This is a genomic window from Nostoc sp. CMAA1605, from assembly GCF_021596505.1.
Classification (GTDB): domain Bacteria; phylum Cyanobacteriota; class Cyanobacteriia; order Cyanobacteriales; family Nostocaceae; genus Trichormus.
The window spans coordinates 43,555-68,646 of the sequence record NZ_PJIZ01000007.1 but is presented as its reverse complement, the minus strand read 5'-3'; the positions used below and the strand labels follow the sequence as shown (position 1 = coordinate 68,646).

Genomic DNA, 25,092 nt, shown 5'->3' with positions numbered 1-25,092 from the left:
ATGACTAATGACTATTGACTATTGACTATTGACTATTGACTAATGACTAACACCATAGAAGTACGTAACCCCCGCACAGGAAAATTTGACTATGTGATTATTCCGCCGCCGCCTCGGTTGTTAGCACAGCAGTGTAATCGGGCGCGACGGGCGCAAACTCAATGGTATCAGTTGGGTTTAGAAGGAAGAATCGCTGCTTTACGGGAATGGAAAGAAGCAATATTAGCTACACGCCAATCATTAACAGATGCTTTAGTAAATGATACCGGCAGATTATCTATATCTATATTAGAAATTGATTCCTTTTTCAGCAGCATTGACCGGTGGTGTGATTTAGCCCCAGATTTACTGCAAGAATCAGCTAAAAATACCAGTATTCCTTTCATCGCTTTGCAACAAACCTCTGTACCTTACCCCCTTGTGGGAGTAATTAGTCCGTGGAATTTTCCCTTGTTGCTGTCGATGATTGACGCAATTCCGGCGTTGTTGGCGGGTTGTGCGGTAGTTATAAAACCGAGTGAAATTGCACCGCGTTTTGTCGCGCCTTTATTGACATCTTTAAATAATGTCGCCAATTTACGGGATGTTTTAATTTTTATTGAAGGTGCAGGCGAAACAGGAGCTGCTTTAATTGATTATGTAGATTTAATTTGTTTTACAGGTAGTGTCAACACAGGGCGCAGAGTTGCAGAAGCCGCAGCTAGACGTTTTATCCCTGCTTTTTTAGAATTGGGTGGCAAAGATCCGGCGATCGTTTTAGCATCAGCAAATATAGATTTAGCTACCTCTGCGATTTTGTGGGGTGCAGTGGTAAATACTGGCCAGTCTTGTTTATCTATTGAACGCGTTTATGTTGCTGAATCAATCTTTGAAGAGTTTTATCATCAGCTAGTCGCCAAAGCTTATAGTCTGCAATTAGCCTATCCCGATATTGAAAATGGGCAAATTGGCCCGATTATTGCGGAAAAACAAGCTGCAATCATTAGTGATCATTTAGCTGATGCAGTAGAAAAAGGTGCAATTATTCATTGCGGCGGTAAAGTCGAAGAATTAGGGGGTGGTTGGTGGTGTCGTCCTACGGTATTAACTCAAGTCAATCATGAAATGAAAGTGATGACTGAAGAAACTTTCGGCCCCATTATGCCCGTAATGCCGTTTTCTAATGTGGAAGAAGCTGTATTTTTAGCCAACGATTCTATTTATGGATTAAGTGCAGCTGTGTTTGCTGGTTCAGAAGCAGAAGCTTTAGCCGTGGGGCGGCAAATTAATGCTGGTGCTATTAGTATTAATGATGCGGCTTTAACTGCCATCATGCACGAAGGAGAGAAAAACGCTTTTAAACTTTCCAGTTTGGGTGGTTCACGCATGGGTGGAGCAGCGTTAACACGATTTATGCGAAAACAGGCGTTTTTAATTAAAACTAACTCTGCCCATGACCCTTGGTGGTTAATCAGGAATAATGGGCTACTGATGTATTAACAATGCAATGAGGGAATTCCTATTGCAAACTAATGTTTTCAAAATCTAGGCGATCGCCAACAAATGCTGCATACTGACCATAAAATAAGCTAAAACGCTAATTTTACTTTCTTAGTCTTTATTCCCCAGTCCCCAGCGATGCACTGAGCTTGTCGAAGTGTCCCCAATCCCCAATCCCCAATTTATCAGGAGTCGCATTATGTCTAACATTAGAGAAGAAATGCCTGTACTAGTCCGTCATGAAGGTGATTGGGTTGGTACGTATACTGTAGTTGATAACTCTGGAAACATTATTGACCATCATGAATCACATTTAACTTGTCAATTTCCAGATAATAGTCCTCATCCTTATTATCAAATCAATCGTTACACATGGGCTAGCGGAAAACACGAAGAACATCAATTTCCTGGCGCATATCATGACAAAGCCCTCTGGTTTGATACAGAAAGAGTAGAAGGTAAAGCTTGGGAAATAGACGACTCAACTATAATTTTGCAATTTTCTTACAAAACTGTTCCAGATATATCTTTATCAGAAATGATTTATATTAGTCCAGATAACAATCACCGCGCCCGCACTTGGCATTGGTTTAAAAATCATCAAATATATCAACGTACTCTCATTAAAGAACAAAGACTAAAGTAAGAATATATAATTTGAAAAAAGTTTGTAGTAAAGACTTTAGTCTTTAAATAAGGACTAAAGTCTTTACTACAAACTTTTTTTATTAACTAAAAATAAAAATTGTTGTATAATTGCAAATTGCGAATTAATAAGGTAGACGCATGGCAAAAGGTGACAAAATAAACTTTTCTACTCCTAGTGGCTTTCCTGAGTTTCTGCCCAGCGAAAAACGCTTAGAATTATATTTACTAGATACGATCCGTAAAGTTTACGAAAGCTACGGATTTACGCCTATTGAAACTCCTGCTGTAGAAAGATTAGAAGTATTACAAGCCAAAGGCAACCAAGGCGATAATATTATTTATGGTATAGAACCAATATTACCACCCAATCGTCAAGCTGAAAAAGATAAATCAGGGGAAACAGGCTCAGAAGCTAGAGCATTAAAATTTGATCAAACTGTACCTTTAGCCGCTTATATTGCGCGTCACTTAAATGAATTGACTTTTCCCTTTGCACGTTATCAAATGGATGTAGTTTTCCGAGGAGAAAGGGCAAAGGATGGAAGATTTCGTCAATTTCGTCAGTGTGATATTGATGTAGTCGGGCGGAGTAGTTTAAGTTTATTATATGATGCTCAAATGCCTGCTATTATCACCGAAATATTTGAAGCCATTAACATTGGTGATTTTGTCATCCGCATCAATAACCGCAAAGTTTTAACAGGTTTTTTTCAATCTTTAGGTATTTCAGAAACCCAAATTAAATCTTGTATCAGCATTATTGATAATCTAGAAAAAATTGGCGAAGCTAAAGTTAAACAAGAGTTAGAGAAAGAAGGCGTTAACTCTGAACAAACGCAAAAAATTATTGATTTTATTAAAATCGACGGTAATAGTGATGAAATTTTAAGTAAGCTCAAACATCTCTCAGAAAATTTACCGGAATCAGCACAACTTAATTTAGGTGTCAACGAATTAGAAACAGTAATTGCAGGGGTGCGGAATTTAGGCGTTCCTGACAAGAGATTTTGCATTGATTTGTCTATCGCCCGTGGATTAAATTACTATACTGGCACAGTTTACGAAACTACTTTAATTGGACATGAGGCTTTAGGTAGTATTTGTTCTGGCGGTAGATATGAAGAATTAGTGGGAATGTTTTTAGGCGAAAAAATGCCTGGTGTGGGAATTTCCATTGGCTTGACACGTTTAATTAGTCGTTTACTCAAAGCGGGAATTCTGAACACCTTACCAGCAACGCCAGCGCAAGTAGTGGTAGTCAATATGCAAGAAGATTTAATGCCAACTTACTTGCAAGTTTCCCAACAGTTACGCCAAGCTGGAATTAATGTAGTGACTAATTTTGATAAGCGTCCTTTAGGTAAACAATTTCAAACCGCAGATAAACAAGGAATTCGCTTTTGTGTAATTATTGGTGCTGATGAAGCCACAGCCCAAAAGTCATCACTTAAAGATTTACAAACAGGTGAGCAAATAGAAGTTGCTTTAGCTGATTTAGCGGCAGAAGTAAAACGCAGACTGCAATAATTGCATTAATTTTGGTAACAGGGGATATTTTTCCCCGACATTTAACAATTAAAATTCTTTTAATCTTAACTATCTAAGTTTATGAGTAAAAATCGCCAAGTTATTATCCCTCAAGGCATGGAAATTTTATATGAAAAATTTCACTATTGTCCTGGGATTAAAGTAGGCAATACATTATATATTTCTGGTCAAGTGGGACGCGATGAAAATTTACAGGTAGTCGAGGAAGTAGAAGCGCAATTTGTCCAAACTTTTGAAAATGTGAAAAAGGTACTAACAGCCGCAGGTGCCACCTTTGACGATGTGGTAGAAATGATTACCTATCATGTGACAGGGTCAAATCTTAGTGATTCCCAATTTACACCTGCTGATGCAGCACAACAGCAGTTTACTATCCCCCATCTGCCGTTATTTATGAAAGTAAAAGACCGTTATTTTACTAATAATTTTCCAACCTGGACGGGGTTTGGTATTACTGCTTTATCTACGCCAGGACTAATTGTAGAAATTAAATGTACAGCAGTCCTAGATAATTGAAAACTTTAACTATTCTGTACTATTTAAAAAATCCATGACTACCTGAGATACTGCTTCAGGTATTTGGTTCATCATGCAAATTGTGCCTTGTTCAAATTCTACAACTTTGCCATGAGGAATTGCTTGAGATAGAAAATAGCGGTCATTGAATTTTGCTAAACTCAATCTTTCAAATTCTTTCATGTCATCCAGTCCCCAAATGATGAGAGTGGGACATTTAATAGCACGAAATCTTTCTGGTGCTTCTAGACAGTAATTACCTACAGCCCAAACCGCATATAAAGGATGACCAAAACATTTTAAATCATCTAAAACCCAACGATGATTTAATTCTGCCGAGCCTACATATCGGGAACGGGCTAACCATCTTTCCATGAGATGAGAACCATCTTCTTTGATTTTAAAACCATCCTCAAATCTTTTAAATAATTCTGCTTGTCCTCCCTCCCCAAAACCGGCTACGTTTCCTAATATGAGTTTATCAACGCGATCGCTATATGCTGCGGCTATTTCTCCCGCCACAAAAGCACCTGTATGATTCCCTAAAATACTTGTTTTTTTTATGCCTAATTCATCTAAAAGTGCGATCGCGGTTTTTGCATAGTCGCCGATAGTATACATTCTCGGCGGTTTATCGGAATCACCAAACCCCATCAAATCCATTGCAATGACTCGTCTATGTGCTGCCAAAATTGGCATAAGTTCGCGGAATTCGTCACTACTGCGGGGGTTCATGTGCAGCAACAGCAACGCCTCACCCTCGCCACCAATGCGGTAGAGAATTTGTCCATCTTCTGTGTCTAAAAAAGCGCGTTTAATTGTCTTTGTCATAATTTTTTAGCGATCGCAATTATATTTTGTTTGTCATTCAAAGCAACAAGAAACAGAAAACAGAGAAAACCCCTCTCCATAGCTTGCTTCCCGAAGGGTACCTCTCCCCTAAAAGGAGAGAGGCTTTCATATTCCCCCTTCCCTAGTAGGGAAGGGGGTTAGGGGGTTAGGTTTCCCCCATGCACTCTACATTTCTAGTTAGCAACTACCTGTAGTTTTTCTTTAACAACAGTTCGCGGCTGCATTTTCAAAATTTCCCGTGCTTGCGCTGGTGTGGCAACTTCCCGGCCTAATGTATGCGCCATGTTAGCAACTTTGTCTACCAAATCGCCATTGTGAGGTTTACCAAAACGCAAATAAGGATAGTCTCCCAAACCAATACCAACATGACCACCCATTGTAATTGCCCAAGCTGCCAAAGGCATGACATCCCCATTCCAGCACATTACTAACCATTGATCATCTTTGGGGATAGAATCTACCACTGCTTGTAAATTTGGTAATGTGGGCAGAATGCCACTAGGGGTAATTTCTCCAGTAAACACAAACTCCCAAAAAGTATTTTTAGGAAGCAGTCCCATTTCTTGGAAACATTTTGCTGTCCGAATTTGTCCTGTGTTCCAACAAATAGTAACGACAAAAATGTTATTTACTTGCAGTATTTCTAATACTTCTTTGATATATGCGCGAGAACTAGTATGTACTTGATCGTAGCTGTCAAATTGTTTAGTTTGTGGATTCCAAAAATCTAAATTAAACGAGCCAAACTCTAAAGGAATCATATCAACTCCTAGTGCTGGATCGTTGTTAGCGGCTAAGATATGTTGAATGCGATCGCTCACATTACTTTCTTTAGTCACATAATTTAAAGTAGGATTAATAATTAAATCCGTCTGCTCTCGAATTCCTTGAATAACTTCTAAATAAACGTTTACATCATTAATCCATTTGCCATCAATTGGATCTCGTCCATGCCAATGAAAAATTGCTGCTCCCGCTTCCCAAGCCCGAACCGCTTCTTGAATAATTTCCTTGGGAGTATATGGACAGTGAGGATTTTCTTGACGATAATCGGAATCGTTACTACGACATTCAATAATTAATGGTAGTTGACTATTCATAGTTATCCTTTAATTTTGGTAGATGTAGGTATTTTTATGTTTAGCCTAAAATAAAAAATTTTTTTCTACTCCTTTTGAGATATTTGCCCAAAAATCACCTAACTTCTTTTTAAATAACGTCCGCTAGGTAAACCTAAAACTTGCCCATTGTGATAAATTAAATTACCTCGCAAAAATGTACTTTTCACCTTTCCTGTTAACTCCATTCCCGCAAAAGGTGTGTAACCTTGTTGTGATTCTGATTCAGCCGCATTCACCACAAAACTTTCATTAGGGTCTAACAAAACTAAATCAGCATCAAAACCAACAGCAATATCCCCTTTTTGAGATAAACTAAACCTGCGTGATGGATTCCACGAGAGCAATTTAGCCATGTGATTGTAAGACATTCCCCGTTTACTACCTTCACTAAATACACCAGATAGTAAATATTCTGTACCACCAAAACCAGATTTTGCTAACCAAATATTATGCGGATCTTTGGCATTAACTTTTTGTTCCGCCGCACAACAAGCATGATCACTAACTATCCAATCTACTTGATTGTTGAGAACAGCTTGCCATAAATATTCCACATCAGCACGGGGACGAATGGGGGGGTTAACTTTTGCTAAAGTTCCGTTTGGCGTATCGACATCTAATAATAAATGTCCAACGGTAACTTCTCGCCGGAAATTAATATGAGGAAAAGCAGTTTGCATGGTCAAAGCTGCTTCCATTGCTTTACGAGAACTCAAATGTAATAAATTGATATTTGCACAGTTAGTTTCATGTGCCAAATAAGATGCAATACAAATTGCTAACCCTTCTGAATGGGGAGGACGCGCCGCACTGTAGGCGTGCAGTCCAGTTAAACTTAAATCATTTTCAACTATTTTGGTATAAGCATTGAGAATTTCTGCCACTTCGCAATGCAAACTTAAACTAATTGTTGCTTGTGCTTCTGGATGACTTGCGCTTAACTTTGTCAACTCCCGCATGATAAATTCAAAGTGAGCAAAATCGTATCTTTCTGTTTTATTAATCATCAAAAATAAATTTTGTTGGTCGGAAAGACCGTGTAAACCATAGCCACCATAAAACATAAAAATTTTAAAGGAACTAATGCCATATTCCTCAAACAGCATTGGTATCTCATCAATATGCTGATTGCTAAGAGGGGCAATATGGTAGCTATAATCAACAAAGAAATTTCCTTGAGATAATGCTAATACTTCAGGAAAAAAATCTTGGTAGGAACCACCTTTATTGAGATAATACTTCCCTGTACGGATGTAATTGAGGCTAGTTGTTACACCTCCCATCGCGGCGGCTTTACTTTCTGTCACTGCATCTTGGTCAAGGGGTTGGTAAATACCGATGTGCATATGAGCATCTACAACCCCAGGAAAACCGAGGAGATTTTTGCCATCAAATACCTCTTTGCCCTGGTCTGCGCTAATATGAGGAGCAATCTGGGCAAATTTTCCATCCTTAATCCCTATATCTAAGAGTGCGATCGCATTTTCATGGGGACGCACAACCCGCACATTCTTGACAATTTTATCTAATATAGGAGGTTCAGACATAGTAGACCTCACATTAACATGATGACAGCAAGCAAGTCGCTTTCACATCCTACAGGAACAATCGCTAAAATAGACAACTATGTAACAGTTGTTTATTGAACCGTTTTGATGATCCAGAAATAAAACGTACAAACTTTTATATGTAGAAGTGCTAAGACTCCCCATTAAACTTATTCCTGGTAATTTAAATTTGGAATTTTTAATTGAAATTTAGGAGCAGAAAAAGGTGTCCAATTTTAACGAGTATCATCTCAATCCTGAAACTTTCCCCTTTCTCCAAAATTTGCAAGAAAATTGGCAGGTGATTCGAGAGGAATTTACTAGTTTTATCAAGCAGGCATCGCCAGAGGAATTAAAATTTACTTACGATGTTCTAGGCCCAAAAAGTAAAACCATTAAAACTAAAGGAGACTCTAAATATAGTGCCTTTGGAATTTTATTCCAAGGTTTATTAATTGAAAAATATATTCAATTTCATCAAATCCAATATCCCGAATATGAGACAGATGTAGCAGCAAAGAAGGCATTAGAACTCAGAGAAAAATATTTTCCAAATTTGGCTCAGATGATCACAGCAGTTAACGTAGAAAATGATGACGTAATCAGAAATGCCTATTTCGGTACATTTCACCCTGGTTTAGATATTAAGCTTCATGTTAACTATAACCCCCACATGAACAGGGGTTATTTAGGCTTAATTGTGCCGCAAGGAGATGTGGCAATGAAAATATGTCATGAGCAACTTTATTGGCATGAAGGGGAATTTATGGTGTTAGATCATAGCTATCCCCATTGTCCACATAATTATACTGAATACGATAGAACTGTATTGGTTGTTGACTTTTTTAAAACAGATCAACCAAGAGAAGAAGTAATGAGATTTGAGCAAGAACAAGTTACCGAAAGAATGCAAGATAATCCTTATAGTTTGGGTGTATTTGGTAAAAGCGATAAAGCCAACATCGAAGATTTTATCAAGTATGGTTTAGCGCATCAACTGGAATGGGATAAGGCTTTATAGGGACTGGGGCATTGGGAATAGGGAATGGGGCATTGGGCATTGGAGACAAGGTGGACAAGGTAGCAAAAACTAATAACTAATGACTAATCTGACTTTTCACATTATGTGGAAAAGTTAACGTAAAACCTAACCCCCTAACCCCCTTCCCTCGGAGGGAAGGGGGAAAATTAAAGCCTCTCTCCTTGTAGGGGAGAGGTTTGGAGAGGGGTTTTCCAGATACCGTGAAAAGTCAGATAACTAATAACTAATAACTAATAACTAATAACTAATGACTATTGACTAATAACTAATGACTAACTACAAAAAATTAATAGCTAAACAACTCCATCAAGATTTTAAATCTGCTGTAGAAATTGTAGAAGTACCTCTGACTGCACCGGCAAATCATGAAATTTTAATTCGGAATAAATTTGCAGGAATTAATGCAGGGTTTGATACTTTACTTTGTCGGGGTGAAGTGAGTTATATAAAATTAACTCCACCTTTTGATTTGGGTGTGGAAGCGGTGGGGGAAGTGGTAGCTGTGGGTGCAGATGTTTCTGGTTTTCGGGTGGGTGATGCTGTTATCACGACTTGGCGCGGTGGTGGTTATCGAGAATATCAGGTGATAGATGCTAGCTTGGCGGTGAAAGTGCGGGAAGCAACGCCGGAAATTCTCAACCTTGTACCGACGGGTGTTTCAGCTTTGGTGGCTTTGGAACAAGCGGGGGAAATGCAAAGTGATGAGGTGGTTTTAGTAACGGCTGCGGCTGGTGGTACTGGCCATATTGCGGTACAGTTGGCGAAGTTGGCGGGAAATCATGTCATTGGTACTTGCAGTTCTGAGGCGAAGGAAAAGTTATTACAGGAGTTAGGCTGCGATCGCATCATTAATTATCATAGAGAAAATCTCCAGGAAGTCCTCAAGCAAGAGTACCCCAAAGGCATTAACTTAATTTTTGAGTGTGTGGGTAAACAGGTGTTTGATACCTGCGTTGACAACTTAGCCATTCGGGGACGTTTGGTGAGTATTGGCTATATTTCGGAATATGGGAAAAGTATCGAAGAAGTAACGCAAGCGCGTATTTATCATCAACTTTTTTGGAAAGCGTCTTCGGTGCGGGGTTTTCTCATGCCCCATTATCAAGAATATATCCCAGAAGCGCGCGATCGCCTCTTAAATTTGTTCTATGCAGGTAAATTGCAAGTATCTGTTGACTCTACCCCATTTCTTGGTTTAGAGTCTATTCCCACGGCAGTAGCATACCTGCTCAGTGGTCAAAATTGTGGCAAAGTAGTTGTCAGGTTTTAGAATCTAGGAAAAACATGGTGCAGAATCCAGAAAATACTTTAAAAGTTGCTCACCAAGCATTTGAACATTTTACCCAGGGTTTAGCAACGGGTGAATGGCAAGCATTTCTAGAAATGCTAACAGAGGATTTTACCTTTTGGTTTCCTATCGGTAAATTCCAAGGTTTAAATCAAGGAAAAGCAAAAGCCAAGGAATTTCTTGATTATGTTTCAACCTCCTTTCCGTCTGGCATCAAATTAGTGTCTTTAGATTGCATTACTAGCAATGAGACAACGGTAGTCTTTGAATTTCGTGATGAAGGAACTTTATTTGGACAGCCTTACAAAAATCGGGTAGCAGTATCCTTTGATGTGCGAGGAGATAAAATTTGCAGTTACCGAGAACACTTTGGTAGTGATGGCAAATCCTCATTAGTAAATACCAACTAAAGAACCAATGTTTTCTGCACTAACTTAATTATTTTGAGCTTTTAATCCTTGAATTTCTTTACATTTAGCTTCCGCCGCTTGATAAGCAGCTAGATATTCTTTACCTCCCAACATCACATCACCATAATATTCATATGGTGCATCACCATAAATAGGTAATGGGTCATCTTCTGGATAATCTTCTTTTGATTCTTCTATAATTTCCTTGAGTTGCTTCACACTGAGAGTATGAGCAGCAAAATACCACATTTCTTGTACATGATTATGCAAATGCGGTAAGTTAGGGTCAACAATTGTCTCCTCTGTTTCAATCCAACCATGTTCTAGAGGTTTAGTTGGCTTCCCTTGACAGACTAAAAATCCTTGAACATATTTAGCACCCTGTGTAGCCAACGCAGCTTTATACGCATTATCAAAGGGTTTTCTAGCCTTACTTTTGATGATTTCAGCAGTTTTTTTTGATAGTTCTACATCCAATATTTTGTTCATTTATAGATGGGAGAGAAATCAGTTACCCCCATATAATATCATTTTTACATGAGGTGAGATTAAATGTAGCCAACTCTCAATCTCTCTTTTACAGCAATTTTGAAAGTAATTGAGGTACATCATGAGTAATAAGTAATGAGTAATAAGTAATGAGTAATAAGTAATGAGTAATAAGTAATAAGTAATAAGTAATGAGTAATAAGTAATGAGTAATAAGTAATGAGTAATAAGTAATAAGTAATAAGTAATAAGTAATAAGTAATAAGTAATAAGTAATAAGTAATGAGTAATGAGTAATAAGTAATGAGTAATGACTATTGACTATTGACTATTGACTAATAACCTATCTAGATTCCCTATTGAATTTCTACACTAAACACCCAGAAATGTTAAGCGCATTGCAAATCAACCCATATACTGGAATCTTCTGGCTTTGACACGCCACTACTTCACAGGTGAAAAATTCAGTCAAACTCTACATTTGTTATTGATTTTTATAAAAAAATCCCAAAATCTGATATTTAAATATTAGTCAAGTGTTTTGCGTGCTACTGGGGAATCAGCGCAAGTATAAATCTTTTTTAAGCATTAAAGACAAAATTCCAATTAAAGCTGATTGTCAAAACAAGCTAATAATTGGCTAATTAAGCATTAATAACTGTAATTTGTCAAGTCACTTAAGTAACAATTTAAAATAGCACTATTGGACTAGTCTATTTCTGCCTAATGACAGATTTTTATACTCAAAATCTCTTTATAATGTCACAGTATTTTTCCAGATTAATAACCTTAATAATACTTAACATATATGTATTGTTTTTTATATTTAGAGGTAAACGTCTCTCTTAGTTATGACGAGGAAAAATAAAAAAATCTCTTAAAGTTGTTCAGTAATATTACTGCGTCATAGGTCATATCCTTTTAAAATCAAGATATTCATAATAGAAGCAGATGTGTATTTATTTACAAGAAACACTTAAAAATCGATTTTATAAAATTACTAAAAATTACTGTTATTTTTTAATTTAAAAACCACAACAATGTGAACAAGTCAAATAAATTAAATCACAAAGTAAGACTATGAAAGCAGTTCTCGCATTAATCGAACAAAAGAAACAAGAATTCTCAAAATTACCAATATGCGAATTCTTAAAAGACAAAAGTATTCCTCCAAGACAAAGATTAGCTTTTGCACCTTGTATTACTCCTTTTGTGATGAATATTTGGGAAGTCAATAAATATTTCTTCCGGGAAGAACCAACAGATGATCCAATTCAAAAATTAATTAATGTTCATTCCTATGAAGATGACCATCATTTTCTTTGGTACTACGAAGATATGGAAAAATTGGGTTTTAATAAACCAATGACATATCTAGAAGCTTTGAAATTTATCTGGGGGGCAGAAAATGACAAAGCCAGACGAGTTTGCTATAAACTCTCAGCCTATGCTTATCAAGTAGACCCAGTTTTAAAATTAGCAATTATTGAATGTAATGAAGCTACAGGAAATGTTGTATTGTCGTTGACAGCAGAGGTTGCACGGGAATTGCAACAAATCACAGGAGAAAATTACCGCTATTTTGGTGAATATCATTTAGCAGTAGAAACCGGTCATGCTATGGGTACACCTGATGTAGAAAATCTCATTGAAAATATAGAAATATCCCCAGAGATGGAAGCAAAAGCCTGTCATTTAGTGGAACAAGTTTTTGCAGATTTTACAGAAATGCTGAATGAATGGATGGCTTACGTTAAAGCTCACAAGTTAGACCAAGTACCTGTGGGAGTGTAAGTAAAGATAATTCTCTAATAAACAAGTCATGAAGAAGTAAAATTTGACTTGTTTCTAACATATTCTGTTTAAGAATAGATACCCGACTTCTTTATGAATTCGGGTATTTTATTAATAAAAAATCTCAAGATTGTTGTAGAGGTATATCTATAATAAATTCTGTTCCCTTTCCAGGTTGAGAATTACAGATTAGTTTACCTTTATGTTTTTCTACAACTATTTGATAGCTCACAGATAGACCTAAACCAGTACCGCTACCGATTGGTTTAGTTGTAAAAAAGGGATCAAATATTTTTGGTTGTATTGTCTCTGGAATTCCACAACCATTATCACTAATGCTAATTTTGACTACCTGAGATTTTGTTAACTCAGTTCTAATGCAAATTTGAGGATTAACTAATAATTCTGCATTTTGAGATTTTGCGTTTTCTATCGCATCAATGGAGTTAGTCAAAATATTTAAAAATACTTGATTGAGTTGACTAGCATAACAAGTAACCAGAGGTAATGTGCCGTACTCTTTAATAATTAAAATTTCCGGTTTTGTTTGTTCATGATGTTTTTGGCTATCATTGCTATTCTTCTGGATTCTATGTTGTAGTATTAACAATGTATTATCAATACCTTCATGAATATCAACTGGTTTCATGTCTGCTTCGTCTAAGCGAGAGAAGTTACGTAAACTTAACACAATGTCTCGGATTCGCAGACTTCCCACCTTCATCGAATTGAGGATTCTGGGTAAATCTTCACCTATAAAATCTAAATCAATTTCTTCACACTTGTCTAAAATAGTAGTTGAGTCTTCAGGATACTCTTGTTTATATATATTAATTAAGTCTAGTAAGTTTTCAATGTATTCTGTTGTATGTAGAAGGTTAGCGTGAATGAAATTGATAGGATTATTAATTTCGTGGGCAATTCCAGCTACCATTTGCCCTAATGAGGACATTTTTTCACTTTGAATTAATTGAGATTGGGTCAATTTTAATTGTTGTAGAGCTTCTTGTAAACTCTGATTTTTATTGTGCAGTTCTGTGGTTCTAGCTGCGACTTTTGCTTCTAAGTTGTGATTGTATTCCTCTAAACTTTCTTTAGCTTCTGCTAGATTTTTATATAGCATTGCATTCTCTAAGGAAATTCCTGCTTGAGTGATAAGTAGTTTGATTACTTCCAGGCGATCGCGTGTAAATGCAGCTGTAATTAGATTATTCTCTAAATATACGATTCCCAGCAATTTACTTTGATTCACCATTGGGATACAGAGAATGCTTTTAGGTTTCTTATTGGTGATATAAATATCTGTGGTCAAAGGAGCGTGATTAGCAGTATCATCAATAACTAATATTTCTTGAGTGCGTTTGACATAATTAATCATAGTGAGAGGTATATCTTCACTAGATTCTACGGGTATGGAGAGAAATTCTGTGTGAGTAGCGGCAAATGTCGAATTCAGACTAACTGCTGTTACATTCAATGATGAAGTTTTCTCTTCATGTAAAATCAAGACACACTTGGATGCTCCTGCATTTTCCATCACTAACTCAATTAGTTTAGAAAGCAGTTCTTGTAGTTCGATTTCTCCAGAAATGGTCTGATAAGCTTTAATCACCGCCGCTAAATCCAGCATATCAGAAATGCTAGTGCTGTGGGAACTAATGACAGTATCGTTACTTGTCAAAGTTGAAGCTTCAGCAGACTTATCTAAATTGATGTCTGAATAAAATTGGCTTTTTGGTATTAGTTTATCTTGTTGAATAAAACTAGCTAAAATTTCGGGGTAGCGTGCTTGTAAATGCCGCAGTTTCGTTGCAGCACCCCAACGCGAATAACTATAGTAAGCATCAATCAGATAAGATTGGGCAAACTTTTGCTTACCCCACTGTAAATAAAATTTAGCCGCTAGTTCATTAGCTAATGCTGACTCATGAATATATTCATGTTCCTGTGCTAAGGCTATGGCACGATCATAGAGTTCTATTGCATCTAAATGCTGTCCATTAATTCGCTGTAACTCTGCTTCTACTAGATAATATTTATGTAGAAAATTCATAGGAGCATTTTCTGCCCACTGTTGCATTTTTTGTTGATTCGCTGCTACTAGTTTTAAAATTTCTCTCTGTTCTTCTGGATTTTTATCAGGATATATTGCTAAAGCTGATAAAGAGCTATAGAAGTAGAAAATAGTCACGACAAATTTAGCCGGGACAGTATCTAAATATTGTTCGGCGCAGATAGCATTTGCCCAAGCCTGTGTATAATCTTCAAATAGGTAACATAAGAATAATTTTTCTACATGGAAATATAAAATAGCCAGTTGATTACCAGCTTGTTTGATCACAGGTAACATAATTTCTTCATCATAAGCTTCACCCTTGAGATCACAGGGATACTCAGAACACAATAGATTTAATCCTGTCTGCCAATTAGTTGCGTGTAATTGTAGAGGAATTTCTTGATTTAACTGTGTAATTTTTAGATAATAGCTCCGCATTTGTTTTTCTAGTTCTACAAGATTTTTACCTAGAAATAAAGAATGCTCAGAGTGCATATATAGAGCGTAGGCGGCTTGCTCTAAATCGCCTGTTTCTAAACCTATTGAATAGGCATTGATGAAAGAATTTAAGGTTTCTTGGAGATGCTCTTGCCAATGTATTGTGAAGTTATTGACGACAAAAATCCCCATACACATCAATTCTCTGGGGTTAAATTTAGCCAATAAATTTAGTCCTAGCTGACCTAGTTGATAACAGGAGTTAAAGTCACCTAATAAATTCCAACGAATGACTGCATAAACTACATAAGCTATAGATGATATACCACAATTACCATAGCTAAAAGATAAATTTACTTGTTTGAGAGCTATCAGAGAAAACATCAGAGGATTGCTAGCATAAGCAATTGGTAAAAGCCTGCCGAATATTCTCATGATTGCTAGTTTATCTGCTTCTATTAATTGGGGTAGCGCAATCAAATCCTCAATTTTTCTATTTCCGAAAGCTAACTGTAATTTTTGTAGTTCTAAGGCAATATCTTGCTGTTGTGGCTGTTCTGGGAAAGGTATTCCTAATAAATTTAAGACTTTAATGCCTGTGTTAATAGCGTCAAAACTACGGCCTTGGGCTTTATAAGCTTCTATTTTAATTTCATACACTTTGAGTTGATCGACTAGAGTTTTAGCTTTCACTAAAACTGTTTCTATGAGCTTTTCCATTTGCTCAAAATTGCCACTTAAATATTTAGCTTCTGCGGTGGTTTCATGTAAGGCTAAAGCAAGTTCATATTGAGTATCCCAGCAGTCCGACTGTAAAAGTTCCAGACCTGTGCTGAGATATTTCAGTGCGGCTGAGTAGGCTGTTGATGCTAAAGCTTTACGTCCAGCCGTTAAATTCATAGTGGCTAATTTATGACGATGTTCTAAATTAGTAATTAACTCTACTGCTATATTAAATTGGTTAACCAATGGAAAAATATTTTCTTCTGTCGCTGACATTGAACTATTCCTGAGTAGGATTAGACCAATTTCTAAATGTATATTTTTGCGTTCGACTTCCGAAATGAGAGAGTAAGTAGCTTGCTGTATGCGGTCGTGGACGAATTTATATTGAGTTGGCTGATAGTTATGATGTGCTTGGTCGCTGGGTGTAACTTCAGCAATATCTAGATTATGAAGATTTTCATTCAGCAGGAAATTATAGCAACTGCCTTGAGCTATAATTAACCCTTCCATTAATGCTTCCCACAAATTAGATGCTGTTTCTGATGTAGATTTATTGTAGGCGATCGCTAAAGTTGGTAAATCAAATTCATTGCCAATACAAGCAGCAATTTTTAAGACTTCTTGAGTTGCTTCTGGTAATTTTGAATTTGCTCCGCCATGAACTCTACAACATCATCAGTAAGAGTCAATTCTTGAATTTTACTAATTTCATATTCCCAGCAACCTGCACTAGTATTTAAAGTGATTAAACCTTGGTCATAAAGAGATTTCAAAAATTTATTAATGAAAAATGGATTACCTTTGGTCTTAGTAAATAAGACTTGAGTTAAAGGTGTAGCTGCTTCTTTACTGCAATGTAGAGTTTCTACAACTAATTGACTTAAATCATCTGGCGTTAAAGGCAGCAAATTGACATTATTGATATTGACATTAGCTTGATTAATTTTTTGGATGGTTAAATATAGAGGATGAGTTGTTGATATTTCATTTTCTCTGTACGCCCCAATGAGTAATAAACCATGTTCAGGTTGATTATCTTGTGCTGTCATGACTTTTAAATCATCAGCAGTTTCCTGACTCATTAAGACTTGAATAAAGTTTAAAGATGCTATATCTGCCCATTGCAAATCATCGAGGAAAATTACTAGGGGATGTTCTTTATTACTAAAAACATGAATAAAATTTTGTAATAATATGTTAAAGCGTTTTTGATCAGCAGTACCAGGGAGTTTAGCTACAGGAGGTTGTTTGCCAATGATTTTCTCTAATTCAGGAATCACCTCAGTGATGATATAACCTTGGGTGTCTAACGCGCTTAATATTTTATGTTTCCATGCTTGAATTTGTTCATCGGTTTCTGAGAGGATTTGATTAATTAAATGTCTAAATGCCTGCACTAATGCTGATAAAGGTGTATCACGTTGAAATTGTTCAAATTTACCCTTGATAAAATAACTACGTCTCTCTACTATCGGCTTATGTACTTCATTGACGATGGCAGTTTTACCAATACCAGAAAACCCAGATATCAAAAGTATTTCATGTTTACCACTTGTTACTTGTTCAAAAGTATTGAGTAAAGTTTCTATTTCTTTTTGGCGGCCATAAAGTTTTTCGGGAATAATAAATTGTGTAGAAATATCTCGGCTACCTAGTGTAAATGGAGTGATGTATTGATGTGTTTGCCATTGACTGTGACAGATTTCTAAATCATGCTTTAATCCTTGGCAACTTTGGTAACGGTCTTCAGGATTTTTCGCTACTAGCTTGTTGACAATATCAGATAAAATTACAGGTATGCAGGAGTTAATCTGGTTAACTCTAGGTGCTTCTTTCGCAATGTGACAATAAACTAATTCCATTGGTTCGTTACTATTAAAAGGTAACAAACCTGTCAATAATTCAAAGAAAGTGATTCCTAAAGAATAAAAGTCAGAACGATAATCAACACCTCGATTCATCCGGCCTGTTTGTTCTGGGGAAATATAAGCTAAAGTCCCTTCTAAAACATTAGGATTGATCAGACTTTGAATTTCTCTCGGTAAAATGCTAGCTAAACTAAAATCGATCAGTTTAACTTCATTGGTTGTAGGATTTATGAGGATATTAGCAGGTTTAATATCTTTGTGAATAATGCGCTCATGATGTAGTCCATCAAGAATAGTTGCAATGGCGATCGCAATATGAAAAAATTCATCCAGAGAAATTGGATTTTTTTGCGATTTTTGCTGGCTTTTTTGCCATTCTTTTAATGATATACCCTGGAAATCTTCCATCACTAAGACATAGCTATTGTGATAGTTTTCCAGAGATAGGGGTTTGACAATTCCAGGAAGCTGAAGATTTTTGGTTAAGGTATATTGATTGCGAAATTGAGCAATTTCATTAAAGGTAGGATATTCAGAGCGCATCAACTTCAGGATGACTGATTTTTTGTCTTGTTCTCTAATGGCGCGATAAACTAGACTTTTACTGCTGACGTAAATTTGCTCAGTGATGCGATAGCCAGCAATTGGATATTCTGTACCAGTTAATATAGACATTAGAGTTAATTTTATGAATTGATTGCTAACATCTATATTTCCCAATTGATACGCCTCATTATCATAGCGAGAAGATTTACGCGATCGCCTCTACTCATGGAAAACCCATTACCCATCTTTGCAACACTTATATACAGACCTGGAGTGAAACTTAAGTTACTATAGTTTCCTATTGCCGTAGTGCAATTTTGTGTGTGGGGAGTAGTAAAAACGCATATGACAACGGTTATCAGGTCGCAAACCTTAGAAAATCTGGTTACAATTGCTGAACAATTCGCGCCTCAAGGTACAGTTACCAACATTCAAGCATTTGGCAGTGGTAATATTAATGACACATTTCTAGTTACTGTTGATGCTCAAGAACCGCATTTTATTCTGCAACGCATTAATACACAGGTGTTTCGTCAACCCCAACTGATTATGCAGAATATGCGTACCTTCACTGAGCATATTTACCAAAGTTTACAGCGTCAGCCTTTAAACCGCCGTTGGGAAATACCGCGCGTATTATCAACTCAGGAAGCTCAAGACTATTGTATTGATACGACGGGTAATTTTTGGCGTGCAATTAGCTTTATCGGCAATTCCCAATCTTTTGACACGATGCAGAGTCTAGAACAGGCGCAGGAAATTGGCTACGCCTTGGGGATGTTCCATAACCTAATTAGCGACTTAGCACCGGAAAAATTAGCGGATACCCTTGTAGGATTTCATATTACACCGCTTTATTTGCAACATTATCAAGAAGTTTTAGCGGGAATCACGCCAAAATCATCTCCTGAAGTTAATTATTGCTTGCAATTTGTGAGCGATCGCACTACCTTTGCTCATATCCTAGAAAATGCCAAAGCTGAAGGTAAGTTACCTTTACGCTTAATGCACGGCGATCCCAAAATTAATAATGTCATGTTTGATACTGCGACTCAAAAAGCAGTGAGTGTCATAGATTTAGACACGGTGAAGCCAGGCTTAGTGCATTACGACATTGGAGATTGTTTGCGTTCTGGGTGTAATCCAGTGGGAGAGGAAACAGCCGACTGGGACACTGTCTATTTTGATACAGATTTGTGTCAGGGAATATTACAGGGTTATCTCGCAGTCGCCAAAGCCTTTTTAACTGAGAACGATTACACCTATATGTACGATGGAATTCGCCTCATCGCCTTTGAGTTGGGACTGCGGTTTTTTGCTGACTATTTAGCAGGGAATGTCTACTTTAAAGTCAAGCATCCAGAGCATAACTTAGCAAGAGCGATCGTGCAGTTTAAGTTGACTGAAAGTATAGAATCTCAAGAACATCAGATTCGCCAAATCATTCAAGATATGAAATGAAATGTAGGTTTAGGGGAGTAATGAGTAATGAGTAATGAGTAATGAGTAATGAGTAATGAGTAATGAGTAATGAGTAATGACTAATGACTATTGACTATTGACTATTGACTATTGACTATTGACTATTGACTAATAACTAATGACTAAACAAACATTTTCTTTACAACCGTTCCCATCGGCTGAACTTTCACCTGATTTAAAAATCACAGGTAATATTAGCCGTGAAAATAATCAACTGGCGATTACATACCAACTAACGGGTGATTTAAAACAAGTCGTTATTCCTCCACTCGTAGACATACCAAATCGCAAAAATGAACTATGGGAAAATACTTGTTTTGAGTTTTTCTTAGGTATGCAGAATTATTCCCGTTATTGGGAATTTAATCTTTCTCCGGCTGGAGATTGGAACATATATAGATTTGATGATTATCGTCGAGGAATGCAAGAGGAAATAGCCTTTAATCAACTTCCTTTTATTGTGCAATCTCAGCCAGATAGTTTGATGCTTTCATTGAATTTTGATTTAAATCAAATTATCCCGTCTGCACAATCTTTAGAAGTTGCAATTACTACTGTTGTGAAACAAATAGATAATCATGTAACATACTGGGCGTTAGTTCATAAAGGTGCTGAGGCTGATTTTCATCTGAGAGATAGTTTCATAATTATTTTATGAGTAAATCTTTAAATCCTATTCCCTACTCCCTAATTTTATATGCGTCCTCAAATTGAAACTAGATTTTTACGCCAAATGGCTTCAGGCGATCGCATATTTTTACAAATATATAAATTCATCGGTGCAAAAACGGGAAAAAAGGTTTATATCCAATCTAACCTCCACGGTGCGGAAATCTCTGGGAATGCAGTTATACACCAATTAATTGAATTTCTCTTATCAGTAAACGAACATGATTTAATCGGCGAAATTTGGCTAGTTCCTGTTTGTAACCCGATGGGAACTAACGAACGCGCACAACATTTTTCACCAGGCCGTCATTGTGCTTATGAATATAAAGATTGGAATCGCATATTTTGGGATTACGAAAAACACAATAATGATTTACTCACCTTTGCTAAGTCGCAAATTCATGAAGATTTAAGAACGATTCGGCAAAATTATTTAAATATCATCAAGAAATACTTCGCCCAAAATTTAGAGGCGATCAATTCTCCTCATAGTGTCCCCTACACCGAACTATTTCGTTATCAACTCCAGTCTCTAAGTCTAGATGCTGACTACTTAATTGATTTACATAGTTCTACAAATCAAGGCTTAGACTATGTTTATTATTTCCGCGATCGCGAGTCAAGTGCTAAATATTTTTTACTAGGTTTGGGAATTCTGTTAGATAAATATGATGGTGATGCTTTTGATGAAGCTTTTATCAAACCTTGGTTAGCTTTAGAAGATTGTTTGCGACAATTGGGTAGAGAAATTAAATTTGATGTCGAAGCATGGACTTTAGAATTAGGTGCAGGTATGCAGATTAATCCTGATTCTGTGACAAAAGGTGTGGAGGGTATTAAGAATTACTTAATTCAAAAAAATATATTGCAAAACTTATCATGTACTTCATCTCAAGAAATGTATTTTGCTAAAAGTAGCTATCGTCAAAAATATCATGCGATCGCAGGTGGAATGATTCAAGCTAGAGTCCCTTTAGGTACAAAAATCAAAGCAGGAGAAAGGCTATATCAAATCCTCAGCTTTAACAAGGAAAGTCAACTACCATCAGTGATTGATGTTTGTGCGGCTGAAGATGGATTAGTTTATGATATTTCCACCAATCAAGCCGTAAATCAGGGTGAATTTGTCATGGGAATAATTAATTAGTTGATATTTGTTAATAATCATTAGAGTCGAAATTATAAATATTTTAAAGATAAACACAGATTTAAGATAATTTGTAAAGCTCTGTAATTTTTATAAAAAAATCACAATATTTTCTGAAAATCAATCTCCTGATAGAAAGATAATTTTCCTTGATTGTCTGTTCATATCTGATTTTCAAGAAATCAAAGCAAAATATATTTAGTAGTAGATTAAACTAAGATTAAAGACTAGTTCCCCGCACTTCTTAGGGTGAATTGATGTTTTTCGAGTGTGTTCGTCAAAACTTATACCTATTAAATCTCAACCATAAAATATAACGGTGGAACTGACAGTGACTAGTATTGATAATCACATCCTATCTTTATCAGAAGCAGTATCGATTCCTCAAGCTCCTCCTGAGTTTAAATCAGGTTTTATCGGCATTATCGGCCGTCCTAACGTCGGTAAATCTACGCTGCTGAATCAATTAGTGGGACAAAAAATTGCTATTACTTCACCCGTAGCACAAACAACACGCAACCGTTTGAGGGGAATTGTCACCACCTCAGATGCACAGATGATTTTTGTAGATACACCAGGAATTCACAAGCCACATCATCAATTAGGTGAGGTACTGGTGCAAAATGCTAAAATAGCGATAGATTCAGTAGATTTAGTCCTATTTGTGGTGGATGGAACAGTAGCTTGTGGTGCAGGCGATCGCTTCATTGCTGACTTACTAGTTAACAGTCCCACACCTGTAATTTTAGGTGTCAATAAAATTGACGAACAGCCAGAAAATCCCCAAAGCCTTGATGAAAGTTATCAACAGTTAGCAGCTACCCATCAATGGCCGATAGTCAAATTTTCCGCCATCACTGGTGCAGAATTACCCCAGCTGCAAACAACATTAATTGAACATTTAGATTATGGCCCCTTATATTATCCACCCGACCTAGTAACCGACCAACCAGAAAGATTTATTATGGGCGAATTAATTCGCGAACAGATTTTGCTGTTGACACGGGAAGAAGTTCCTCACTCCGTAGCGATCGCCATTGATAAAGTAGAAGAAACACCAAACATTACCCGTGTAATGGCTACCATCCACGTTGAACGCGACTCTCAAAAAGGGATTCTCATCGGCAAAGGCGGATCAATGTTAAAAGCCATAGGTAGTTCAGCAAGAGAACAAATTCAAAAATTGATTTCTGGTAAAGTCTATCTAGAGTTATTCGTCAAAGTCCAACCCAAATGGCGACATTCACGCGTCAGGTTAGCCGAGTTAGGTTATAGGGTTGAAGAGTAGTCAATAGTCATTAGTCATTAGGGAACAGGGAACAGGGAACAGGGAACAGGGAACGGGGAACGGGTTTTCTCATCTCCTACCTTGTCTACCTTGTCTACCTTGTCTCCAATGCCCCAATCCCCAATCCCCAGTCCCCGATCCCCAATCCCCAATCCCCAATCCCCATTCCCCATTCCCCATTCCCAACTATGTCTTTGAACACTGGCTATACCTTAAATTTACCCAGAGATGCTTCACCTTTGCGGGTGTTGATTGTAGAAGATGATCCGATGATGCAATTGGGGTTGGAACAATCATTAATGGTGCATCCTCAGTTGGAAATTGTGGGACAAGCAGAGGATGGTTATTTGGGTGTACAAGCAGCACTGAAACTGAAGCCAGATTTAGTGGTGATGGATATTGGTTTACCGCGATTAGATGGAATTGCAGCTACACAACAAATTAAAGCTGCACTCCCCCAAACTCATGTAGTGATGTTGACATCCCACCAAACGGAAACAGAGATTATTGCCGCACTATCTAGCGGTGCAGACGCTTATTGTATCAAAGGTGCGACCGTAGAGCGATTATTAAATGCGATCGCGGCGGCTGTTGATGGTGCGACTTACTTAGATCCGCAAATTGCACGGCGAGTAGTCGATCATCTCAAACCACCCACACCCACAGGTAACACTGCTAATTTATCAGGACGGGAATTAGAAGTGTTAAAACTGATGGTAGAAGGTTTAAGTAACCCAGAGATAGCCGAAAAACTCTATCTCAGTCCCAACACCGTCAAAACCCACGTCCGAGGGATTATGAATAAACTAGCAGTAGATGACCGTGTGCAAGCTGCCGTTGTCGCCTTGCGTTCTGGTTTAGTGTGATGAAGCTAATCGTCATTTAAATTGCATCATTTTCGTGCTGACAAAAGCTGTAAACCCTCTCCCTTGCCCCCTGCCCCCTGCCCCTCTGCGGCCTCAATGTGCCTTCTTATATGCTTAACAGCTTAATTAACAGGAGTGTATCAATTACAGGTTTTGTTCTCCTCACACAATTTCCCATATCTTATGAATCGCTGTTATCTATTCATCTGCAATTTTGGCATTGCGGTTACATTTGTTTGTCTATTGTGGATTTTACCTGCACACTCATTATCTATAGTTCCAGAACCGAACACCGCAGATGTATTTCTCAAGTCAGCGATAGATAAACTACAACATGAGAATTACCAAGAAGCTATTCCCGATTTGACGGCGGCTATACGGTTAAAAAAGAATTTTGCGCCAGCTTATAGCGATCGCTGTCTAGCCTATCTACAATTAGCAGATTATCAAAATGCGATCGCTGATTGCAATCAAGCTCTACATCTCATCCCTCAAAACGTAGAAGCATATCTCAATCGGGGATTAGCATACTACAGACTAGGAAAATATCAGCAGGCGATCAGAGACTATCATCACGCCATACTTCTTAAACCCCATGACTTTAGAGCCTATTACAATCGTGGTCTAGCTTACGCCATATTAGGAAATCATCAACAAGCTATCTCAGATTATGATACGGCACTGAAGAATATTTACCCTACAGCTAATTTCCATCGAGCCGATATCTATAATGACCGAGGATTGGCTTGGTTTGAGTTATCAGATTTATCCGCAGCCATTGACGATTTTTCCCAAGCCATTGTTTTCAACCCCAATGATCATAGAACTTACTACAATCGCGGTTGTGTTTGTGGTAAAGGCGGTGATTTTTCCGGTGCTATCAGAGATTTTACCGCCGCCATCCAGCTCAATCCTCAAAATGCCCAAGCCTACCTCAATCGGGGTGTAGCTTACCATCAAATAGGTCATGAACAAGCAGCGATCGCAGATTTACGACAAGCAGTCAAATATTTTAACCAACAAGGAGAAACCACAAACCTACAAAACACCATCGGGTTACTAAAAAATTTACAGCAACAAATCTCATTGCGCTCAGAAATTGCCATGAACGTAACTCTCATACCAAATTTAAATATAACAAGGTAAACAATTAAAGGTTTGTAGTGAAAACTTTAGTTTTCTCTACGAGACGCTACGCGAACGGAAAAGGACTAAAGTCCTTACTACGAACTGAATCCTAGTGTTTTTACAAAGTTTGCACATACAAAAGTC

Annotated in this window: 21 protein-coding genes; 14 read left to right on the top strand and 7 right to left on the bottom strand. The window is 37.2% G+C overall.

The window, feature by feature from the left end:
* The first annotated feature begins 42 nt into the window (after positions 1 to 42).
* The 4 genes from CV014_RS04450 to CV014_RS04435 all read left to right on the top strand — a co-directional run bounded on the left by CV014_RS04450 (position 43) and on the right by CV014_RS04435 (position 4,191).
* Positions 43 to 1,479: an aldehyde dehydrogenase family protein gene (locus tag CV014_RS04450; protein ID WP_236140910.1), complete on the top strand. Its 1,437-nt coding sequence runs from the start codon at positions 43 to 45 to the stop codon at positions 1,477 to 1,479.
* Positions 1,480 to 1,678: 199 nt separating this feature from the next.
* Positions 1,679 to 2,125: a DUF3598 family protein gene (locus CV014_RS04445; protein WP_103137416.1), complete on the top strand. Its 447-nt coding sequence runs from the start codon at positions 1,679 to 1,681 to the stop codon at positions 2,123 to 2,125.
* A gap of 140 nt (positions 2,126 to 2,265) precedes the next feature.
* Positions 2,266 to 3,654, top strand: a complete 1,389-nt coding sequence (gene hisS / locus CV014_RS04440) for a histidine--tRNA ligase (RefSeq protein WP_236140909.1) — start codon at positions 2,266 to 2,268, stop codon at positions 3,652 to 3,654.
* An 81-nt stretch (positions 3,655 to 3,735) separates the two neighbouring features.
* Positions 3,736 to 4,191: a RidA family protein gene (locus CV014_RS04435; RefSeq protein WP_236140908.1), complete on the top strand. Its 456-nt coding sequence runs from the start codon at positions 3,736 to 3,738 to the stop codon at positions 4,189 to 4,191.
* A gap of 9 nt (positions 4,192 to 4,200) precedes the next feature.
* On the opposite strand, the gene CV014_RS04430 is transcribed toward CV014_RS04435, so the two are convergent.
* From CV014_RS04430 to CV014_RS04420, 3 genes are all read right to left on the bottom strand, one after another.
* Complete coding sequence (locus CV014_RS04430; RefSeq protein WP_236140907.1) at positions 4,201 to 5,022, bottom strand: alpha/beta fold hydrolase; 822 nt, start codon at positions 5,020 to 5,022, stop codon at positions 4,201 to 4,203.
* Between the two features lie 194 nt (positions 5,023 to 5,216).
* Positions 5,217 to 6,143: a 3-keto-5-aminohexanoate cleavage protein gene (locus CV014_RS04425; protein WP_236140906.1), complete on the bottom strand. Its 927-nt coding sequence runs from the start codon at positions 6,141 to 6,143 to the stop codon at positions 5,217 to 5,219.
* Between the two features lie 98 nt (positions 6,144 to 6,241).
* On the bottom strand, positions 6,242 to 7,711 hold the full coding sequence (locus CV014_RS04420) for an amidohydrolase family protein (RefSeq protein ID WP_236140905.1): 1,470 nt from the start codon (positions 7,709 to 7,711) through the stop codon (positions 6,242 to 6,244).
* A 226-nt stretch (positions 7,712 to 7,937) separates the two neighbouring features.
* Between CV014_RS04420 and CV014_RS04415 the strand changes: the two genes are divergently transcribed.
* From CV014_RS04415 to CV014_RS04405, 3 genes are all read left to right on the top strand, one after another.
* Positions 7,938 to 8,732 carry an aspartyl/asparaginyl beta-hydroxylase domain-containing protein gene (locus tag CV014_RS04415; protein ID WP_236140904.1) on the top strand — a complete coding sequence of 265 codons (795 nt, stop codon included), beginning with the start codon at positions 7,938 to 7,940 and terminating at the stop codon, positions 8,730 to 8,732.
* A gap of 289 nt (positions 8,733 to 9,021) precedes the next feature.
* Positions 9,022 to 10,023: a zinc-binding dehydrogenase gene (locus CV014_RS04410; protein ID WP_236140903.1), complete on the top strand. Its 1,002-nt coding sequence runs from the start codon at positions 9,022 to 9,024 to the stop codon at positions 10,021 to 10,023.
* A gap of 14 nt (positions 10,024 to 10,037) precedes the next feature.
* A complete protein-coding gene (locus CV014_RS04405) occupies positions 10,038 to 10,451 on the top strand; it encodes a nuclear transport factor 2 family protein (RefSeq protein ID WP_236140902.1) in 414 nt (137 codons plus the stop codon).
* A 24-nt stretch (positions 10,452 to 10,475) separates the two neighbouring features.
* Here CV014_RS04405 and CV014_RS04400 read toward each other — a convergent pair whose 3' ends face one another.
* Complete coding sequence (locus CV014_RS04400; protein ID WP_236140901.1) at positions 10,476 to 10,940, bottom strand: hypothetical protein; 465 nt, start codon at positions 10,938 to 10,940, stop codon at positions 10,476 to 10,478.
* A 1,080-nt stretch (positions 10,941 to 12,020) separates the two neighbouring features.
* Between CV014_RS04400 and CV014_RS04395 the strand changes: the two genes are divergently transcribed.
* A complete protein-coding gene (locus CV014_RS04395) occupies positions 12,021 to 12,734 on the top strand; it encodes a hypothetical protein (RefSeq protein WP_236140900.1) in 714 nt (237 codons plus the stop codon).
* A 124-nt stretch (positions 12,735 to 12,858) separates the two neighbouring features.
* Here the strand turns inward: CV014_RS04395 and CV014_RS30330 are convergent, their stop codons facing one another.
* Together CV014_RS30330 and CV014_RS30325 are read right to left on the bottom strand one after the other, a co-directional pair.
* Complete coding sequence (locus tag CV014_RS30330; RefSeq protein WP_329608329.1) at positions 12,859 to 16,464, bottom strand: trifunctional serine/threonine-protein kinase/ATP-binding protein/sensor histidine kinase; 3,606 nt, start codon at positions 16,462 to 16,464, stop codon at positions 12,859 to 12,861.
* 101 nt (positions 16,465 to 16,565) lie between these two features.
* Positions 16,566 to 18,497 (bottom strand): AAA family ATPase, encoded by a 1,932-nt coding sequence (locus tag CV014_RS30325; RefSeq protein WP_329608328.1) that lies wholly within the window; start codon positions 18,495 to 18,497, stop codon positions 16,566 to 16,568.
* 216 nt (positions 18,498 to 18,713) lie between these two features.
* Between CV014_RS30325 and CV014_RS04385 the strand changes: the two genes are divergently transcribed.
* From CV014_RS04385 to era, 4 genes are all read left to right on the top strand, one after another.
* Complete coding sequence (locus tag CV014_RS04385) at positions 18,714 to 19,829, top strand: phosphotransferase enzyme family protein (RefSeq protein ID WP_236140899.1); 1,116 nt, start codon at positions 18,714 to 18,716, stop codon at positions 19,827 to 19,829.
* A 139-nt stretch (positions 19,830 to 19,968) separates the two neighbouring features.
* Positions 19,969 to 20,508 carry a DOMON-like domain-containing protein gene (locus CV014_RS04380; RefSeq protein ID WP_236140898.1) on the top strand — a complete coding sequence of 180 codons (540 nt, stop codon included), beginning with the start codon at positions 19,969 to 19,971 and terminating at the stop codon, positions 20,506 to 20,508.
* Between the two features lie 39 nt (positions 20,509 to 20,547).
* On the top strand, positions 20,548 to 21,666 hold the full coding sequence (locus tag CV014_RS04375; protein ID WP_236140897.1) for a succinylglutamate desuccinylase/aspartoacylase family protein: 1,119 nt from the start codon (positions 20,548 to 20,550) through the stop codon (positions 21,664 to 21,666).
* A 331-nt stretch (positions 21,667 to 21,997) separates the two neighbouring features.
* Positions 21,998 to 22,954: a GTPase Era gene (gene era, locus CV014_RS04370; RefSeq protein ID WP_427159260.1), complete on the top strand. Its 957-nt coding sequence runs from the start codon at positions 21,998 to 22,000 to the stop codon at positions 22,952 to 22,954.
* 17 nt (positions 22,955 to 22,971) lie between these two features.
* Here the strand turns inward: era and CV014_RS04365 are convergent, their stop codons facing one another.
* Complete coding sequence (locus CV014_RS04365; protein WP_236140896.1) at positions 22,972 to 23,127, bottom strand: hypothetical protein; 156 nt, start codon at positions 23,125 to 23,127, stop codon at positions 22,972 to 22,974.
* A 15-nt stretch (positions 23,128 to 23,142) separates the two neighbouring features.
* Here CV014_RS04365 and CV014_RS04360 point away from each other — a divergent pair, with 15 nt between their 5' ends.
* A complete protein-coding gene (locus CV014_RS04360) occupies positions 23,143 to 23,820 on the top strand; it encodes a response regulator (protein ID WP_236140895.1) in 678 nt (225 codons plus the stop codon).
* A gap of 243 nt (positions 23,821 to 24,063) precedes the next feature.
* Complete coding sequence (locus tag CV014_RS04355) at positions 24,064 to 24,966, top strand: tetratricopeptide repeat protein (protein WP_329608326.1); 903 nt, start codon at positions 24,064 to 24,066, stop codon at positions 24,964 to 24,966.
* Positions 24,967 to 25,092 lie beyond the last annotated feature (126 nt).

Coding starts and splice junctions, on each gene's coding strand:
- CV014_RS04450 (WP_236140910.1), top strand. CDS start 43: ATGACTAACACCATAGAAGTACGTAACCCCCGCACAGGAAAATTTGAC.
- CV014_RS04445 (WP_103137416.1), top strand. CDS start 1,679: ATGTCTAACATTAGAGAAGAAATGCCTGTACTAGTCCGTCATGAAGGT.
- hisS (WP_236140909.1), top strand. CDS start 2,266: ATGGCAAAAGGTGACAAAATAAACTTTTCTACTCCTAGTGGCTTTCCT.
- CV014_RS04435 (WP_236140908.1), top strand. CDS start 3,736: ATGAGTAAAAATCGCCAAGTTATTATCCCTCAAGGCATGGAAATTTTA.
- CV014_RS04430 (WP_236140907.1), bottom strand. CDS start 5,022: ATGACAAAGACAATTAAACGCGCTTTTTTAGACACAGAAGATGGACAA.
- CV014_RS04425 (WP_236140906.1), bottom strand. CDS start 6,143: ATGAATAGTCAACTACCATTAATTATTGAATGTCGTAGTAACGATTCC.
- CV014_RS04420 (WP_236140905.1), bottom strand. CDS start 7,711: ATGTCTGAACCTCCTATATTAGATAAAATTGTCAAGAATGTGCGGGTT.
- CV014_RS04410 (WP_236140903.1), top strand. CDS start 9,022: ATGACTAACTACAAAAAATTAATAGCTAAACAACTCCATCAAGATTTT.
- CV014_RS04405 (WP_236140902.1), top strand. CDS start 10,038: ATGGTGCAGAATCCAGAAAATACTTTAAAAGTTGCTCACCAAGCATTT.
- CV014_RS04400 (WP_236140901.1), bottom strand. CDS start 10,940: ATGAACAAAATATTGGATGTAGAACTATCAAAAAAAACTGCTGAAATC.
- CV014_RS04395 (WP_236140900.1), top strand. CDS start 12,021: ATGAAAGCAGTTCTCGCATTAATCGAACAAAAGAAACAAGAATTCTCA.
- CV014_RS30330 (WP_329608329.1), bottom strand. CDS start 16,464: ATGGAAGGGTTAATTATAGCTCAAGGCAGTTGCTATAATTTCCTGCTG.
- CV014_RS30325 (WP_329608328.1), bottom strand. CDS start 18,497: ATGTCTATATTAACTGGTACAGAATATCCAATTGCTGGCTATCGCATC.
- CV014_RS04385 (WP_236140899.1), top strand. CDS start 18,714: ATGACAACGGTTATCAGGTCGCAAACCTTAGAAAATCTGGTTACAATT.
- CV014_RS04380 (WP_236140898.1), top strand. CDS start 19,969: ATGACTAAACAAACATTTTCTTTACAACCGTTCCCATCGGCTGAACTT.
- CV014_RS04375 (WP_236140897.1), top strand. CDS start 20,548: ATGCGTCCTCAAATTGAAACTAGATTTTTACGCCAAATGGCTTCAGGC.
- CV014_RS04365 (WP_236140896.1), bottom strand. CDS start 23,127: ATGGGGAATGGGGATTGGGGATTGGGGATTGGGGATCGGGGACTGGGG.
- CV014_RS04360 (WP_236140895.1), top strand. CDS start 23,143: ATGTCTTTGAACACTGGCTATACCTTAAATTTACCCAGAGATGCTTCA.